Origin of the sequence: Nonlabens sp. Asnod3-H03, from assembly GCF_045063665.1 — a bacterium.
GTDB lineage: Bacteria > Bacteroidota > Bacteroidia > Flavobacteriales > Flavobacteriaceae > Nonlabens > Nonlabens ulvanivorans.
Map to the genome: position 1 here is coordinate 41,715 of NZ_JBEFOD010000008.1, position 15,440 is coordinate 57,154.

Genomic DNA, 15,440 nt, shown 5'->3' on the forward strand with positions numbered 1-15,440 from the left:
TATCCTATGAAAAACAATCTATCTGATCGCATCAATAATTTACCAGTAAGCGCCACACTCGCAATGGCTGCAAAAGCACGCGAATTGAGAGAGCAAGGTAAAGACATCATAGGGCTTAGTCTAGGAGAACCTGATTTTAACACACCAGAATTTGTAAAAGAAGCTGCTATACAAGCAATTAACGATAACTACAATTCATACACACCTGTGGATGGGTATGCAGAATTGAAAGATGCAGTTATATTAAAGTTTAAAAGAGATAATAATCTAGAATACACAAGAGATCAGATTGTAGTATCAACAGGTGCAAAGCAATCGATTGCAAATGTAGCAATGGTATTACTTAATAAAGGTGATGAATGTATTTTACCAGCACCGTATTGGGTAAGCTATGCCGCTATTGTTCAACTAGCAGAAGGTGTTCCCGTAGAAGTAAGAGCTGGCGTAGAACAAAATTTTAAAATTACTCCAGATCAATTGCGTGCGGCTATAACGCCTCGCACAAAAATGATCTTATTTTCTTCTCCTAATAATCCAAGCGGTAGCGTTTATAGCCAAGCAGAACTAGAAGGACTGGCTGCTGTACTTAAAGACTATCCAGAAATTATTGTAGTAAGCGATGAAATCTATGAGCATATCAATTATGGTAGTGGGCATGCAAGTATAGCTAGCGTGGATGGAATGTATGACCGTACCGTTACGATAAATGGTGTTAGTAAAGCATTTGCCATGACAGGTTGGAGAGTTGGTTACATAGGAGCTCCAGCATGGATAGCGCGTGCTTGTAACAAAATGCAAGGACAAATCACTAGCGGAACCAATTGTATAGCACAACGTGCCGTCATTACCGCATTAGAAGCTCCAGTTTCCAAAATTCAATATATGGTAGACGCATTTCATAAGCGTCGTGATTTAATACTTGAATTATTATCGAAAATTGATGGGTTTGTTACAGACATCCCTGAAGGTGCTTTCTACGTATTCCCAGATATTTCTTCATTTTTTGGAAAAACGATTAAAGGTCATAAAATTGAAAATGCGACAGATTTCTCTTTATTATTATTAGAAGAAGCACTTGTAGCCACAGTTACTGGCGATGCTTTTGGCGCACCTAATTGTATAAGACTCTCTTATGCAGCGAGCGAAGATCAAATCACCGAAGCGATTAAAAGGATTGAAAAGGTGTTGTCTTAAATCTTATAGTAATATCTATAATAAAAAAGCTGGTTACAAAGTATTGTAACCAGCTTTTTTTAATTCATTCCCTACCTATTCCTCCAAAAGAATGGAGTTAATAATATCAATACGGTAAACAGTTCCAATCTTCCAATCAACATTAAAAAAGAACACCACCATTTCCCCAGTGCTGGTAGATTTGCAAAATTATCAACTGGTGATAGAGATCCAAATGCTGGACCTACATTTCCTAGGGAACTTAAAGCTCCACCTATAGCCGTTTCAAAATCCAGCCCAAGTGCCGCAAGTACTGTCGCTCCTATGATAAACGACAACATATACAGAATAAAGAATCCCAGGATATTGAAAACGATACCACTCTGTAATGCTTTACCGTTATAACGCACAGGTAAAATAGCATTAGGATGCAGTGTGCGTTTGAATTCCATAATACCATTACGTATTAATATGATGTGACGCATCACTTTTACTCCACCAGATGTAGATCCTGCACTACCACCTAAGAAAAACAACCCAAAACACATAATTGTTAAAAAAGGCGTCCATAACGTATAGTCTGCACTCACAAATCCTGTCGTTGTAATAATCGCTAACACTTGAAAACTTGCGTGTCGCATAGCACTTTCAAACTCGCCCCATACCATAGGATGATCAATTGTTGATAAACTTACATCTGCTTGAAAATAGATAAGCAATCCCGCAATAACACTAAACCCAATTACAAATCCACTATACCATTTAAACTCTGTATCTCTTATAATTTTGCTGAATTTCCCTTTGAATGCAAAATAGCTCAAGACAAAGTTCATCCCAGCAATAAACATGAATATGATGATAATCCATTGTATCACGGGTGCATCGTTCCAATAAGCTACACTTGCATTTTTAGTAGAAAAACCTCCGGTAGATAAAGTGCTTAAAGCGTGGTTTACTGCGTCAAACCATCCCATTCCAGCGATACGTAGCAATACTGCTTCTATAGCTGTATAACTAACATAGATAAGCCACAATCTTTTTGCGGTATCAGTAATTCGTGGATGTAGTTTATCTGCACTAGGACCTGGTGCCTCGGCCGCAAATAGTTGCATTCCTCCTATTCCTAAAAGCGGTAGTATGGCGACTGCTAACACTATAATTCCCATTCCTCCTATCCAATGCGTTAAACTGCGCCAGAAAAGAATCCCTTTTGGCATCGCCTCAATATCGTTAACAACACTAGCGCCAGTAGTAGTAAAACCACTCATAGTTTCAAAAAAAGCGTCTGTGTAGTTACCTATGGAACCAGTAAATATATAAGGCATCGTACCTGCAAATGCCATGATTAACCAACCTAGAGTAACTATTAAATAACCTTCTTTTTTATGTAAAACCTTCACATGGTTTCTCGTTAGATACATCACAATAGCACCTAATAAAATAGCAACAGCACTAGCTGCTAATATCTCATAACCTTCTGTTTCACGATATATAGCACTCACCAAAGCACATATCAACATAAAACCACCATTAAATAGCAGCAATAACCCCATTATATAGGCGATGATCTGATAATTGAGTTTAGTCATTGTCATTTATAAAAATAACTTTTCTACCTTACTAATAGAGCGCGGTAATGAACAAACTACAACTCGATCTCCTTCTCTAACTTTAAAACTACCTAAGACAATATTACCTATTCCATCTCTTATTACACCACCTATAATAGCACTACGTGGTATATTAACATCTTTAATAAACTTATCACACATAGGACTTCCGGCTTTAACAATAAACTCCAGCAGTTCTGCATTCATGTTATTGAGTTTGGTCATCGCAACAACATCACCTTTTCTTATAAATCTGAAAATATTATTTGCTGCGAGCAGTTTTTTATTAATTAAAGTATCGATTCCTATACTATGTGAAAGCTGGAAGTAATCCATATTCTCCACTAAAGATATCGTTTTATTGACACTTTTAGATCGAGCCATAAGACACGATAAAATATTAGTTTCACTATTACCAGTTACAGCAATAAAAGCATCCATCTCGTGGATACTTTCTTCTTGTAACAATTCAACATTACGTCCATCTCCATTAATAACTAGAGTTTCTGATAATTCATCTGCAAGATCAAAAGCCTTTTCTGCGTTTTGTTCAATAAGTTTAACATTGACTCCATTTGCAGATAAATGCTTTGCCGTTTGCTTCCCTATATTACTACCACCTAAGATCATGACGTTTTTCATCACGTGCTTCGTCTTTCCTGTTAGCTTGTATAATTCTGCAACGCCATCAGTTGTAGTGATAAAATATACTTGATCACCTTCTTTAAACTGCGTATCACCACGAGGTATTAACGTATATTGAGTACCAAATCGTTGTATTGCAATAGGCATAAAATGTACTTCTGGGAATATCTCACCAGCTTCTTGAACTGTCTTACCTACAAATTGTGCTGTACGTTGCAAACTAACACCAACCATAGTAAGCGCACCATTTTCAAATTCATAACTATCATTGAAGGCGCTTTGATTAAGCAATAATTCAATCTCTTTACTAGCTAAAGATTCAGGAGAGATTAATTCATCAATACCAAATTGCTGAAAACCTATTTCATCCTGAAAATCTAAAAACTCAGTATTGGTAATACGTGCAATGGTACGTTTTGCACCTAACTGTTTTGCCAGTACACATACGGTAATATTGGTAGTCTCACTACTGGTTACGGAAATAACAAGGTCTGCGTCGTGAATATTAGCCTCTTGTAATATTTTAATAGAAGTAGCATCACCTCTCAACGCTCTAATATCCAGATGCGTATCTGCATAATGCAGATTTTCTTTAACTGGATCTATTAAGGTAATATTTTGCGACTCATAAGAAAGGAGTTTTGCAAGGTGGAAACCTACCTCTCCAGCTCCGGCGATAATGATCTTCATAAAATCTAATCTATAATTCAAAGATACTGGAAAGCTATAAAATCCAATGAGATAAGCTGATTTTTAGTAAGGTGTTGTTAATATTTTGCTTTCGCGAAAGCGTAATTACTCAAACCTCACTGCTCTGCCTTATCTTTGTAACAAATTACTAGAATCGTGGCTCAAGAGGTTAAACCATATAACGAAGAAGATAGCAGTAAAAAGGAACAGGTGACTAAAATGTTCGACACTATAAGTGGAGAATATGATGGCCTTAACCGTATGATATCATTAGGTCTAGACCAGAAATGGCGTGCTAACGTGGTGGACATGATTGCTGCGACTAACCCAGATACGATCATGGATATCGCGACTGGGACTGGTGATCTAGTAATACAAATGGCGCAAAAGACGAATGCTTCTAAACTTATAGGGTTAGATATATCTAGTGGTATGCTTGAAGTAGGCAAGATAAAAGTTAAAAAGGAAGATCTAGACAATCGTATCGAGATGGTTTTAGGAGATTCTGAAGATTTACCTTTTGAAAATGATTCTATTGATGCTGTTACTGTTTCCTACGGTGTACGCAACTTTGAGGATTTAGAAAAAGGGTTATCAGAAATAAGACGTGTTCTTAAACCTCAAGGTATACTTGTGATACTTGAGACTAGTGTCCCTACTAAATTCCCATTTAAGCAAGGTTACTATGTATTTTCTAAATTAGTCGTTCCCACTATAGGTAAATTATTTTCCAAGGATAAGATAGCCTATGGATATCTTCAAAAAAGCGCCTCGACTTTTCCTTATGGTGAACGTTTCAACAATATTTTAAAGAAAGTTGGGTTTAATAATGTGGAACATTTTTTACAATTCCATGGTGCATCAACTATTTACAAAGCAATTAAATAATCATATGAGGTCAATTCTTATCCTTATTAGCCTGATGATAGGCTTTCAAGTCGCTAGTGCGCAATCTGTAAAGGAAAAAATATCTAATGATGCTACTGGTGGACAAGGTCAGATTGATGAGAAAAGATATACCTGGGGATATTTTTTAGGGCTTAATTCTTATGATTATAAATTTGATTATAATGAAGTTACAGATGATATCTTTGTAGAAACATCGATGGGTTTTAATGTAGGGCTAATTGGTGATTTAAAAATCAACAATTATATAAACCTAAGATTAGAACCAGGAATAAGTTTTGTGACTAGAACTTTGAACTTTGAAGACCCTTCATTTACAATGCCTGGTGATTTTGAAAGAGAAGTAACCTCTACTTACATCAACGTCCCTTTACTAGTCAAGTTTTCAACTAAAAGATTAAATAACTGGAAACCTTTTATTGTAGGTGGCGCCTCGTGGTCACGTAATCTATCCAGTAATGAAGAGAATCCTAATGATAATAGTGCAAATCAGTTCCGTCAGGTGACTAATGTGTTTAATTATGAATTAGGTTTCGGGATTGACTTTTACTTGTATTATTTTAAATTCACTCCTTCAATAAGAGGAGTGTTTGCTATTAATGACGAGTTAGTAAGAGACGTGAATCCTAACAGTCCGTATACTGGAAACATTTCTAGTATGCAATCTAGAGGGATTTTCTTAAACTTTACTTTTCAGTAGAGCGTCTCCATTCTCCTAAAACTACGGCTGTAGCCATTGCTACATTAAGACTTTCAGTACTAGGTTGAGAGCCGTATTGTGGAATACTTATTTTACTACCCAAGCTCATAATTTCTTCAGAAATACCAGCAGATTCATTTCCCATTACAAGAATACCATTTTCAGGCAGGCTCATATTGTAAATAGACGTGCCGTCCATAGCTGTTGTATAGATATCAGGCTGCGCGTCTTTAAGAAACTCTTCTAAGTTTACATAATCCACTTGCACTCTACCTAATGAAGCCATCGAGGCCTGAACACATTTAGGATTAAAAACATCCACAGTTTCTTCAGAACAAATTATTTGTTTGATATCAAACCAATCGCACAACCTTATGATGGTCCCTAGGTTACCTGGATCTTTAACATCATCAAGCGCTACAACTAGCCCATCCACATTAAATTCTTTTTTTACAGGCATCTCAAATACTGCGAGGTAACCTGGAGGCGTTTTCAATGTAGAGACACCTGACATATCTTTTTTTGAGATAATATCAGTAGGTAAAGAATCTAATGCATGATGACCTTCAGTCACAAGAACTTGTTGACGTACTAAATCTGTTTGAGATAATTCTAGAATAGACTTATAACCTTCTACTAGAAAAAGCTGATGATCATCACGATTCTTTTTACGTGAGAGACTTTTGAGAAGCTTTAATCTGCTTTTTGTAACCATTTATAATTGTATTTTTGACTATCCATATGAAGAAATCGAGTCTACTTGCAAAAATAGGTTTAATTATCACGGTTATCATAGTCCTAACTTCTTGTAATGCTATAAAACGTGTGCCTGAAGGTAAAAAACTATTGGTAGACAATACTATTCTTGTTGATAGTGTTGCCCCTAAAGACCCTAGAGTTAAAACTTTACTGGTCCAGCAGCCTAATAACCGAATTCTTACCGTTCCTGTTGGACTTCACTTTTACAATTTAGCAAGACCAAACAGAGATTCTATCTATTTAAAATGGATGCAAGAAAATCCAAACGGTCTCAAGCGTCGCAATAAAATCTTATCAGAAAAACAAACTATTCAGTTAGGTCAAAGTTTAGTGGACTTTAATAGCTGGATAAAACGTACCGGAGAAGAACCAGCAATACTGGAATTAGATGACATCACGAAATCTAAAGAAAGACTTAGAGCCTGGTACTGGAATCAAGGATGGTTCAATACCGAGGTAACCCATGAAATAATTGATAGTGATAAAAAACAACGTGCTGAAGTTGTCTACACCATTAAAAAACACCAGTCCTATAAGGTTGATAGTATTAAAACTCGCATATCATCTCCACTAGTAGATTCTTTGTATCAAGCAAATACTGGAGGACAACTTATCACTGCCGGCGAGCAATATTACACTCCAGATTTTAATGCAGAACGAGATCGATTAATGACCTTATTCCGCAACAACGGGATTTTTTACATGGAAAAAGAATTCATCAAATTTGAAGGAGACACTGTAAACACAAAGCATAAAGCAAACATTGCTGTAATTATAGATGACAGAGAAATTAAGGATGGTGATTCTATTATTAAAAAACCTTTTCTTATTCATAAAATAAGTAAAATCAATGTCTACCCAGATTATGAAGAAGCATTAGCCAGCAGTATACCAGACACTACTAGATATAAAAACATTAACATTATAAGATATGGGGAAAAGAAGTATCGCAATTTTGTCCTTGCAGACGCTATTTTCTTTCATGAAGGTGATATCTATAGAGATATTGACAGAGACAGAACTTTTAATAGAATTACAGAATTAAAAAGTTTTTATACTCCTTCCATAAGATTAGAACCGGATCCAGCAGATTCTACCGGCGTTAGCTTAATCGCAAACATTCTTCTAACATCAAAAAAGAAATTCTTCTTAAAAAATAGTGCAGAAACTACACATAGTAATATTCAAGCTTTAGGAATAGGACTAAACAGCTCATTAGTCATTAGAAACCTTTTCCAAGGCAGTGAATTATTAGACATCAATTTTAGAGGAAGTATAGGTGCTAGCGCAGATGGTGCTTCAGGTGATTCTCGATTTTTTGATTTACAAGAATATGGAGCAGATGCACGTTTAAGCTTCCCTAGACTCTTCTTTCCTATTAAAACAGAAAAATTAATTCCTAAATATATGTCACCTAGCACTAACCTATCTATAGGTTTTGTAAGCCAGACCAATATAGGATTAGATAAAACTAGTTTTAATAGTATTTTGAGTTATCGATGGAAACCCAAACCTACTAACACTAGTAGATTTGATTTAATTAACGCTCAATATGTGCGCAATCTTGATCCTGGAGATTTCTTTAATGTATACAACAGTACTTATAATAGTCTCAATGCCGTTGCTGAAGATTTGAACATCAACAACCCTATATACTTGAATGATGATAATGATTTAAGTATTCCACAAGGGACATCCTTATTCACTAGAGATGTCTTGAATGGCAGTATCGCTACTACTAGTGACCAAAGAGAAACAGTGCGTAACATAGAAGAGCGTAGAGATCGATTAACACAAAACAACCTTATTGTATCAACTAGTTATAACTGGATTAGAAACACACAAAAAGGAATCTATGACGATGACTACTCCTTGTTCAGTATAAGAGTAGAGTCTGCAGGAAACGTATTAGCAGGAATCACTTCTTTAGTCGGAGAACCTACTAATAGTGACGGAAACAGAACTGCATTTGGAGTAGAATACTCTCAATATGCAAAAACAGAAATCGACTATATAAAACACTGGCAGCTTTTTAGTAATAACGTATTTGCTATAAGAGCCTTCGGTGGAATAGCGATTCCATATGGCAATTCTGACAACATACCTTTTACTCGATCTTTCTTTGGTGGTGGCCCTAACGACAACAGAGCATGGCAGGCATATGAACTAGGACCTGGTAGTACTGGTGGAATTAATGACTTTAATGAAGCAAATATGAAACTTGCTTTTAACGGTGAGTATCGCTTTACTATTAATGGTAGCTTTAAAGGAGCCCTATTTGTAGACGCAGGAAATATCTGGAACGTGTTAGATAATGAAGATAACCCAGACGCACAGTTTAAAGGAATTGCAGACCTCTCTACTATATCAGTAGGATCAGGATTCGGTATTAGATATGACTTTGGATTTTTTGTTTTGAGATTAGATACAGGTTTTAAAACTTTCAACCCAGCACTAGAAGAAGGTCGCAGGTGGTTTAAAGAGATAAAAATACCTAAAGCAGTATTTAATGTAGGTATCAATTATCCATTCTAGTATCAGGTTTATCGAGCCTATATTTTCCTTACTTTTGTAATCCAACTTTAAGAAATATCATGAGTCATAATATCAAACCAGGTGTTGCCACAGGTAACCAAGTTCAAGAAATATTCAACCATGCAAAGGCAAATGGTTATGCCCTACCAGCCGTTAACGTAGTAGGATCAAATACTGTTAACGCTGTGATGGAAACCGCTGCAGAGTTGAACTCACCAGTGATTATACAGTACTCAAATGGAGGAAGTGTATTCAACGCTGGTAAAGGACTTAACAATGATGGTCATCGTGCTGCTATTCTTGGAGGAATCGCTGGAGCAGAACATGTTCATAGACTAGCAGAAGCATATGGAGCTACTGTAATACTTCACACAGACCACTGTGCAAAAAAATTACTTCCTTGGATCGATGGATTACTAGATGCTAGTGAAACTCGCTTTCGCGAAAGCGGTAAATCACTATACTCTTCTCACATGATTGACCTTAGTGAAGAACCACTTGAAGAGAATATCGAAATCTGTAAAAGATATCTAGAACGCATGTCTAAAATGGACATGACTCTAGAAATAGAATTAGGTATTACCGGTGGTGAAGAAGATGGTGTCGATAATAGTGATGTTGATGAATCAAAATTATACACTCAACCAGAAGAGGTAGCATATGCTTATGAAGAGCTAAAAAAAGTAAGTGACCGTTTTACCATCGCAGCAGCATTTGGTAACGTACACGGTGTATATAAACCTGGGAATGTAAAATTAACTCCTAAGATTTTAAGGAATTCACAAGAATATATCACCCAAAAGTATGGCGTTGAGCACAATCATATCGACTTTGTATTTCATGGCGGATCAGGTTCAACACTAGAAGAAATTAGAGAAGCAATAGGTTATGGTGTTGTAAAAATGAACATCGATACCGATTTACAATGGGCTTTTGCTACAGGTGTAAAAGGTTATATGGATACAAACAATGATTTTTTACTATCACAAATAGGAAATCCGACTGGAGCAGATGCTCCAAATAAAAAATACTATGATCCACGCAAATGGTTACGCGTAGGTGAAGAAAGTTTTAAAGCACGCTTAAAAGCTGCCTTTGAAGACTTAAACAACATCAATACATTATAGAACAACCCGAGCATTTAAATCATTAATGATTTAAATGCTTTTTTTATGGAAAAAGATATGGCTTGGTTTAAAAGAGATAAAAAAGGAATCACTACGCCTACTGAGGCAAAGAAAGATACACCTAAAGGTCTGTGGTATAAATCACCGACTGGTAAAATTGTAGACGCAGAGCAATTAAAGAATAATTACTACGTAAGTCCAGAAGATGGATACCACGTGCGCATAGGTAGTAATGAATATTTTGAAATCCTTTTTGACGATAATAAGTTCAAAGAACTTAATGCAAAAATGACTTCAAAGGACCCATTAAAATTTGAGGACTCAAAAAAATATGTGGATCGTCTAGAAGACGCAAAGAAAAAATCAGGATTAAAAGATGCAGTAAGAACTGCTGTTGGTAAATCTGGTGGACATGACCTAGTTGTTGCCTGTATGGATTTTGGATTCATAGGTGGATCAATGGGTAGTGTTGTAGGAGAAAAAATCGCTCGTGCAGCAGACTATTCTTTAAAAAACAACATTCCATTTATGATCATATCAAAGTCTGGTGGTGCTCGTATGATGGAAGCCGCATTATCATTAATGCAATTAGCAAAAACTAGTTCCAAACTCGCACAACTGGCAGATGCAGGAATACCTTATGTATCACTTTGTACAGACCCTACTACCGGTGGTACCACAGCATCATTTGCGATGCTAGGTGATATCAATATAGGAGAACCTGGTGCACTAATCGCATTTGCAGGACCACGTGTAGTAAGAGACACTACCGGTAAGGAATTACCAGAAGGTTTTCAAACTGCAGAGTTCTTACTAGAAAAAGGGTTCCTAGACTTTATCGTGCCTAGACATGAGTTGAAAGAGAAAGTGAATCTTTACTTGAACTTGATACTTAATAGAGAGGTACCAATCGTTTAGCACTGAAAATTTAAATTTATAAAACGCCTGTAATTTTAAATCACAGGCGTTTTTAATTTAAAGATATTTATAGAGTAATTGGATTTAATTAAAAGTGTATCTTTGCAGCCACTTTAAGAACAAGTCTTATCGTGAAGTCAGATCATCTGACGTACATAATATTCATTATAAAATAATTTTGGCATGTATTTAGCTCCAGAAAAAAAAGCAGAGATTTTCGCAAAGTACGGAAAAGACGCAAACGATACAGGTAACACTGATGCGCAAATCGCATTATTCACTTACCGTATTAACTATTTAACAGGACACCTTAAAAACAACCGTCATGACTACAATACAGAGCGTAGTCTAGTGAAACTGGTAGGTAAAAGACGTTCTCTTCTTGATTACAAAATGAAGAAAGATATCGTTGCTTATCGTGAGTTGATTAAGGACTTAGGTATTAGAAAGTAAAGAATTGGGGACCTTGTGTCCCCTTTTTTATTTTATATAAGTAGGAGAGCTTATCTCTATTCCGCTTTCGCGAAAGCAGAATTAAAACAAATCATCGCGACATTACAAAAGCTGGTTTCTCACAAAGTAAACATCTTCTCTACTCACAACTTGAGATTAACGTTTAACTATATTTATGAAACCACAAGTTTTTAAACAAGTGATTAAAATGGCTAATGGGCCAGATATCACTATCGAAACTGGAGCGCTTGCAAAACAAGCACATGGATCTGTTGTGATCACATGTGGTAAAGCAATGCTTCTAGGAACTGTAGTGTCCAGCTACAAATCTACTGGACTAGATTTTCTTCCACTTACTGTAGATTACCGTGAGAAATTTGCCGCTGCCGGTAAATATCCTGGTGGATTCTTCAAGCGTGAGGCACGTCCTAATGATGGAGAAGTACTTACTATGCGTTTAGTGGACCGTGTATTACGTCCATTATTCCCTAAAGATTACCATGCAGAGGTTCAGGTAATGATTCAGTTGATGTCTCATGACCCAGAAGTAATGCCAGACGCTATGGCTGGTCTTGCGGCGAGTGCTGCAATACAATTATCTGATTTACCATTTGAATGTCCTATTTCTGAAGTACGCGTTGCACGTGTAGATGGTGAATTTGTAATCAACCCAAGTTATGCTCAATTAGAAGCTGCAGACCTAGAGATGATGATAGGTGCTAGTGCAGACTCTGTAATGATGGTAGAAGGTGAAATGGAAGAGATCTCTGAAGAAGAAATGATCGCTGCCATTAAAGCCGCTCACGAAGCTATCAAGGATCAATGTGCTGCTCAAGTTGCCCTTGCAGAGCAAGTAGGTAAAAAAGAAGTACGTGAGTACGAAGGAGAAAAAGAAGATGCGGATATCGAGGCTAAGGTTGCAGAATTAGCTTACCAAAAAGTGTACGATGTTGCTAAAAAAGGAAGTGCAAAGCACGAACGTAGCGCAGCATTCTCTGAAATTAAAGAAGAAATTAAAGCAACTTTCTCAGAAGAGGATCAAGCTGAAAATGGAGATCTAATCTCTAAATATTTCAACAAAACACACAAAAAGGCAGTACGTGATGTACTACTTAATGAAGGTATACGTTTAGATGGTCGTAAGACTACAGACATACGTGATATATGGTGTGAGGTAGATTACCTTCCATCTACACACGGTAGTGCAATTTTCTCTCGTGGAGAAACTCAAGCGCTTGCTACAGTAACTTTAGGAACTTCTAGAGATGCAAATGTTATAGACATGGCGTCACAAGAAGGAGAAGAGCGCTTCTACCTACACTATAACTTCCCACCATTTTCAACTGGAGAAGCTCGCCCATTAAGAGGTACTTCTAGAAGAGAGATAGGTCACGGTAACCTTGCACAACGTGCATTAAAGAAAATGTTACCAGAAGACCTTCCTTATACAGTAAGAGTAGTATCTGAAGTACTAGAATCTAACGGTTCCTCTTCTATGGCAACAGTTTGTGCTGGTACAATGGCTCTTATGGATGCTGGTTTACCTATGAAAAAGCCAGTTTCTGGAATCGCTATGGGATTGATTACTGATGGTAGTAACTATGCCGTACTTTCCGATATATTAGGTGATGAAGATCACTTAGGAGACATGGACTTTAAAGTTACAGGTACAGAAGATGGTATCACAGCTTGTCAAATGGATATTAAAGTAAAAGGCCTTTCTTATGAAATCCTTACTAATGCTTTAATGCAGGCTAGAGATGGTCGTATGCACATATTAGGAAAACTAACGGACACTATCCCTGCACCTGCTGCAGATGTGAAACCACATGCTCCTAAAATGGAATCTTTAGAGATCGAAGGTAAATTCATCGGTGCTGTAATAGGACCTGGTGGAAAAGTTATTCAAGAGATGCAAAAAGAAACAGAAACTGTCATCAACATCAAGGAAGATGGTGATATGGGTGTTATCGAGATTGCTGGTACAGATCGTGCTAAGATTGACGCTGCTCTAGAAAAAATCAGAAATATTATTTTTGAGCCAACAGTTGGTGAAGTATACAGTGTTAAAGTTGTGAAAATGCTAGACTTTGGTGCTGTAGTAGAATTACGTCCTGGTAAAGAAACTTTACTTCACGTAAGTGAATTTGATTACAAGCGTATTGAAGATCCATCTACAGTTCTTAAAGTAGGAGATGTACTAGATGTAAAATACATGGGTGTAGATCCACGTACTAAAAAGCAAAAAGTATCTCGTAAAGAATGTATGCCAAAACCAGAAGGTTGGGTAGAGCGTCCACCACGCAAGCGTGATGACAGTCGTTCTAACGATCGCCGTGGAGGAAGACGTGACGACCGTCGTAGAGATGATAGACCACGTCGTGATAATGACTCTAAATCTGAGTAATTAGATTTTTGTTTCGCTTTTGCGAAAAAAAATAAATTTAAAATGCCTCTTGAAATTTCAAGAGGCATTTTTTTGTTATTTAATTCACATTCCCAAAAGCTGAATCATGACTTTATTCGATCATGTGTTGTTATGCTCTTATAATTCTTACCACCAGCCATTACTACAATCATAGCACTTCGATTTAAACCTGACGCAACTACAAGTTGATCTGAATTATTGATTCCTATCACTGTTTTGCGCTCTAAATGCACATAATAAATTGGGAAAAAAGGGAATAATTTTAAATTTCTATCTACTACAAAACATTTCATTTCAAAAACACCCTTTAAATAAAATTGATCCACTATTAAATCGTTTTTAATCTTAAAGACTTCAATAGTTTGATCATCAATTTTCTTAAGTTTTATAGTTGTTCCTTTAGTTGTATCTCGCTCTATATCCCAAGTGATATTTTCTTTGAGAATTCTGTGTAGGTCAAAATAAGGACGGTCTTTATTAGAATTACTCCATAAACCCTCAATATCATCACTAACTATTTCTTGATTTTCCTTTTTAGCTTCTCGTAACAAACCATTTGCCGAATAGCAACTGTTAAGAAAAATTAAGAATATAAATAAACAGCTTTTAATCGTTAGTCGAATTAAATTTATCATGTAATAGTTTTAACTAAAAGTATTGTGATTAAGCAGTTTAAAATGGTGTGAAAAGCAAATCACAACATAAGTGTTTGCACATTTCACAAAGTCTTAGTTTTATTTGAACACAAATATTAATGTTTCGCTTTCGCCAAAGCGAAATCAAAAACCTAAATTTGCAAAACTTTAAAACACACAAGATGTCTAAACTTATCGCACCATCAGTACTTGCCGCAGATTTTGCTAACCTACAACGTGATGTAGAAATGATCAATCGTTCTGAGGCTGACTGGTTTCACATTGATATTATGGACGGTGTTTTTGTTCCTAATATTTCTTTTGGGATGCCGGTTTTAAGAGATATCGCAAAGCACGCGACCAAAACTATAGATTGTCATTTAATGATCGTTGATCCTGACCGTTATGTAAAGACCTTTGCAGATTTAGGTTGTGATATTCTTACAGTACATTATGAAGCGTGTACACATTTACATAGAACACTACAGTTGATTAAATCTCATGGAATGAAGGCTGGTGTAGCGTTAAATCCTCATACTTCTGTGGGTTTATTGAAAGACACGATTAAAGATATAGACATGGTATGTATCATGAGTGTGAATCCAGGTTTCGGTGGTCAAAGCTTTATTGAAAATACTTATGATAAAGTAAAGGAGCTTAAAAACATGATTACTGAAAAAGGTGCCGATACTCTTATAGAAATAGATGGTGGTGTTACGGATAAAAATGCAAAACAACTTGTAGATGCTGGTGCAGATGTGCTAGTAGCAGGTAGTTATGTGTTTAAATCAAGTGATCAAGTCGCTACCATAGCTGGACTTAAAAGCATGGTTAATCCTTCCATCTAGAGTAATGATATCG

At 36.4% G+C, this 15,440-nt stretch carries 13 protein-coding genes; 9 read left to right on the forward strand and 4 right to left on the reverse strand.

The features are described from left to right. The first annotated feature begins 6 nt into the window (after positions 1-6). Positions 7-1,194: a pyridoxal phosphate-dependent aminotransferase gene (locus ACJJVI_RS03470; protein WP_042247388.1), complete on the forward strand. Its 1,188-nt coding sequence runs from the start codon at positions 7-9 to the stop codon at positions 1,192-1,194. A gap of 71 nt (positions 1,195-1,265) precedes the next feature. On the opposite strand, the gene ACJJVI_RS03475 is transcribed toward ACJJVI_RS03470, so the two are convergent. After that, a complete protein-coding gene (locus ACJJVI_RS03475) occupies positions 1,266-2,762 on the reverse strand; it encodes a TrkH family potassium uptake protein (protein WP_036585331.1) in 1,497 nt (498 codons plus the stop codon). A 6-nt stretch (positions 2,763-2,768) separates the two neighbouring features. Beyond that, positions 2,769-4,118, reverse strand: a complete 1,350-nt coding sequence (gene trkA / locus ACJJVI_RS03480) for a Trk system potassium transporter TrkA (RefSeq protein WP_036584218.1) — start codon at positions 4,116-4,118, stop codon at positions 2,769-2,771. A gap of 156 nt (positions 4,119-4,274) precedes the next feature. On the opposite strand from trkA, the gene ubiE reads away from it, so the two are divergent. Together ubiE and ACJJVI_RS03490 are read left to right on the forward strand one after the other, a co-directional pair. Further along, positions 4,275-5,006 (forward strand): bifunctional demethylmenaquinone methyltransferase/2-methoxy-6-polyprenyl-1,4-benzoquinol methylase UbiE, encoded by a 732-nt coding sequence (ubiE, locus tag ACJJVI_RS03485; protein ID WP_036584215.1) that lies wholly within the window; start codon positions 4,275-4,277, stop codon positions 5,004-5,006. Positions 5,007-5,010: 4 nt separating this feature from the next. Continuing rightward, positions 5,011-5,724 (forward strand): porin family protein, encoded by a 714-nt coding sequence (locus ACJJVI_RS03490; protein WP_405350357.1) that lies wholly within the window; start codon positions 5,011-5,013, stop codon positions 5,722-5,724. Here the strand turns inward: ACJJVI_RS03490 and ACJJVI_RS03495 are convergent. After that, positions 5,711-6,439 (reverse strand): TrmH family RNA methyltransferase, encoded by a 729-nt coding sequence (locus ACJJVI_RS03495; protein WP_405350360.1) that lies wholly within the window; start codon positions 6,437-6,439, stop codon positions 5,711-5,713. The two genes, ACJJVI_RS03490 and ACJJVI_RS03495, sit on opposite strands and share 14 nt — an antisense overlap. A 26-nt stretch (positions 6,440-6,465) precedes the next feature. On the opposite strand from ACJJVI_RS03495, the gene ACJJVI_RS03500 reads away from it, so the two are divergent. The 5 genes from ACJJVI_RS03500 (at position 6,466) to ACJJVI_RS03520 (ending at position 13,923) form a co-directional block, all read left to right on the forward strand. Then, the gene (locus ACJJVI_RS03500) at positions 6,466-9,018 is read left to right on the forward strand and encodes a BamA/TamA family outer membrane protein (protein WP_405350363.1); all 2,553 of its coding nucleotides are present in this window, start codon (positions 6,466-6,468) and stop codon (positions 9,016-9,018) included. A 59-nt stretch (positions 9,019-9,077) separates the two neighbouring features. After that, positions 9,078-10,145, forward strand: coding sequence for a class II fructose-bisphosphate aldolase (fbaA, locus tag ACJJVI_RS03505; protein WP_042271039.1), 1,068 nt, complete (start codon positions 9,078-9,080; stop codon positions 10,143-10,145). Positions 10,146-10,202: 57 nt separating this feature from the next. Continuing rightward, a complete protein-coding gene (accD, locus tag ACJJVI_RS03510; RefSeq protein WP_006796041.1) occupies positions 10,203-11,063 on the forward strand; it encodes an acetyl-CoA carboxylase, carboxyltransferase subunit beta in 861 nt (286 codons plus the stop codon). Positions 11,064-11,246: 183 nt separating this feature from the next. Then, positions 11,247-11,516: a 30S ribosomal protein S15 gene (gene rpsO / locus ACJJVI_RS03515; protein WP_036584203.1), complete on the forward strand. Its 270-nt coding sequence runs from the start codon at positions 11,247-11,249 to the stop codon at positions 11,514-11,516. A gap of 175 nt (positions 11,517-11,691) precedes the next feature. Then, positions 11,692-13,923 carry a polyribonucleotide nucleotidyltransferase gene (locus ACJJVI_RS03520; protein WP_317290202.1) on the forward strand — a complete coding sequence of 744 codons (2,232 nt, stop codon included), beginning with the start codon at positions 11,692-11,694 and terminating at the stop codon, positions 13,921-13,923. 104 nt (positions 13,924-14,027) lie between these two features. Here ACJJVI_RS03520 and ACJJVI_RS03525 read toward each other — a convergent pair whose 3' ends face one another. Beyond that, a complete protein-coding gene (locus ACJJVI_RS03525) occupies positions 14,028-14,579 on the reverse strand; it encodes a hypothetical protein (protein ID WP_405350368.1) in 552 nt (183 codons plus the stop codon). A gap of 182 nt (positions 14,580-14,761) precedes the next feature. On the opposite strand from ACJJVI_RS03525, the gene rpe reads away from it, so the two are divergent. Beyond that, complete coding sequence (gene rpe / locus ACJJVI_RS03530; protein ID WP_042247459.1) at positions 14,762-15,427, forward strand: ribulose-phosphate 3-epimerase; 666 nt, start codon at positions 14,762-14,764, stop codon at positions 15,425-15,427. The last annotated feature ends 13 nt before the right edge of the window (positions 15,428-15,440 follow it).

Bases quoted from the DNA above. Each gene is read 5' to 3' on its own strand.
- ACJJVI_RS03470 (WP_042247388.1), top strand. From the start codon at position 7: ATGAAAAACAATCTATCTGATCGCATCAATAATTTACCAGTAAGCGCC.
- ACJJVI_RS03475 (WP_036585331.1), bottom strand. From the start codon at position 2,762: ATGACTAAACTCAATTATCAGATCATCGCCTATATAATGGGGTTATTG.
- trkA (WP_036584218.1), bottom strand. From the start codon at position 4,118: ATGAAGATCATTATCGCCGGAGCTGGAGAGGTAGGTTTCCACCTTGCA.
- ACJJVI_RS03490 (WP_405350357.1), top strand. From the start codon at position 5,011: ATGAGGTCAATTCTTATCCTTATTAGCCTGATGATAGGCTTTCAAGTC.
- ACJJVI_RS03495 (WP_405350360.1), bottom strand. From the start codon at position 6,439: ATGGTTACAAAAAGCAGATTAAAGCTTCTCAAAAGTCTCTCACGTAAA.
- ACJJVI_RS03500 (WP_405350363.1), top strand. From the start codon at position 6,466: ATGAAGAAATCGAGTCTACTTGCAAAAATAGGTTTAATTATCACGGTT.
- fbaA (WP_042271039.1), top strand. From the start codon at position 9,078: ATGAGTCATAATATCAAACCAGGTGTTGCCACAGGTAACCAAGTTCAA.
- accD (WP_006796041.1), top strand. From the start codon at position 10,203: ATGGCTTGGTTTAAAAGAGATAAAAAAGGAATCACTACGCCTACTGAG.
- rpsO (WP_036584203.1), top strand. From the start codon at position 11,247: ATGTATTTAGCTCCAGAAAAAAAAGCAGAGATTTTCGCAAAGTACGGA.
- ACJJVI_RS03520 (WP_317290202.1), top strand. From the start codon at position 11,692: ATGAAACCACAAGTTTTTAAACAAGTGATTAAAATGGCTAATGGGCCA.
- ACJJVI_RS03525 (WP_405350368.1), bottom strand. From the start codon at position 14,579: ATGATAAATTTAATTCGACTAACGATTAAAAGCTGTTTATTTATATTC.
- rpe (WP_042247459.1), top strand. From the start codon at position 14,762: ATGTCTAAACTTATCGCACCATCAGTACTTGCCGCAGATTTTGCTAAC.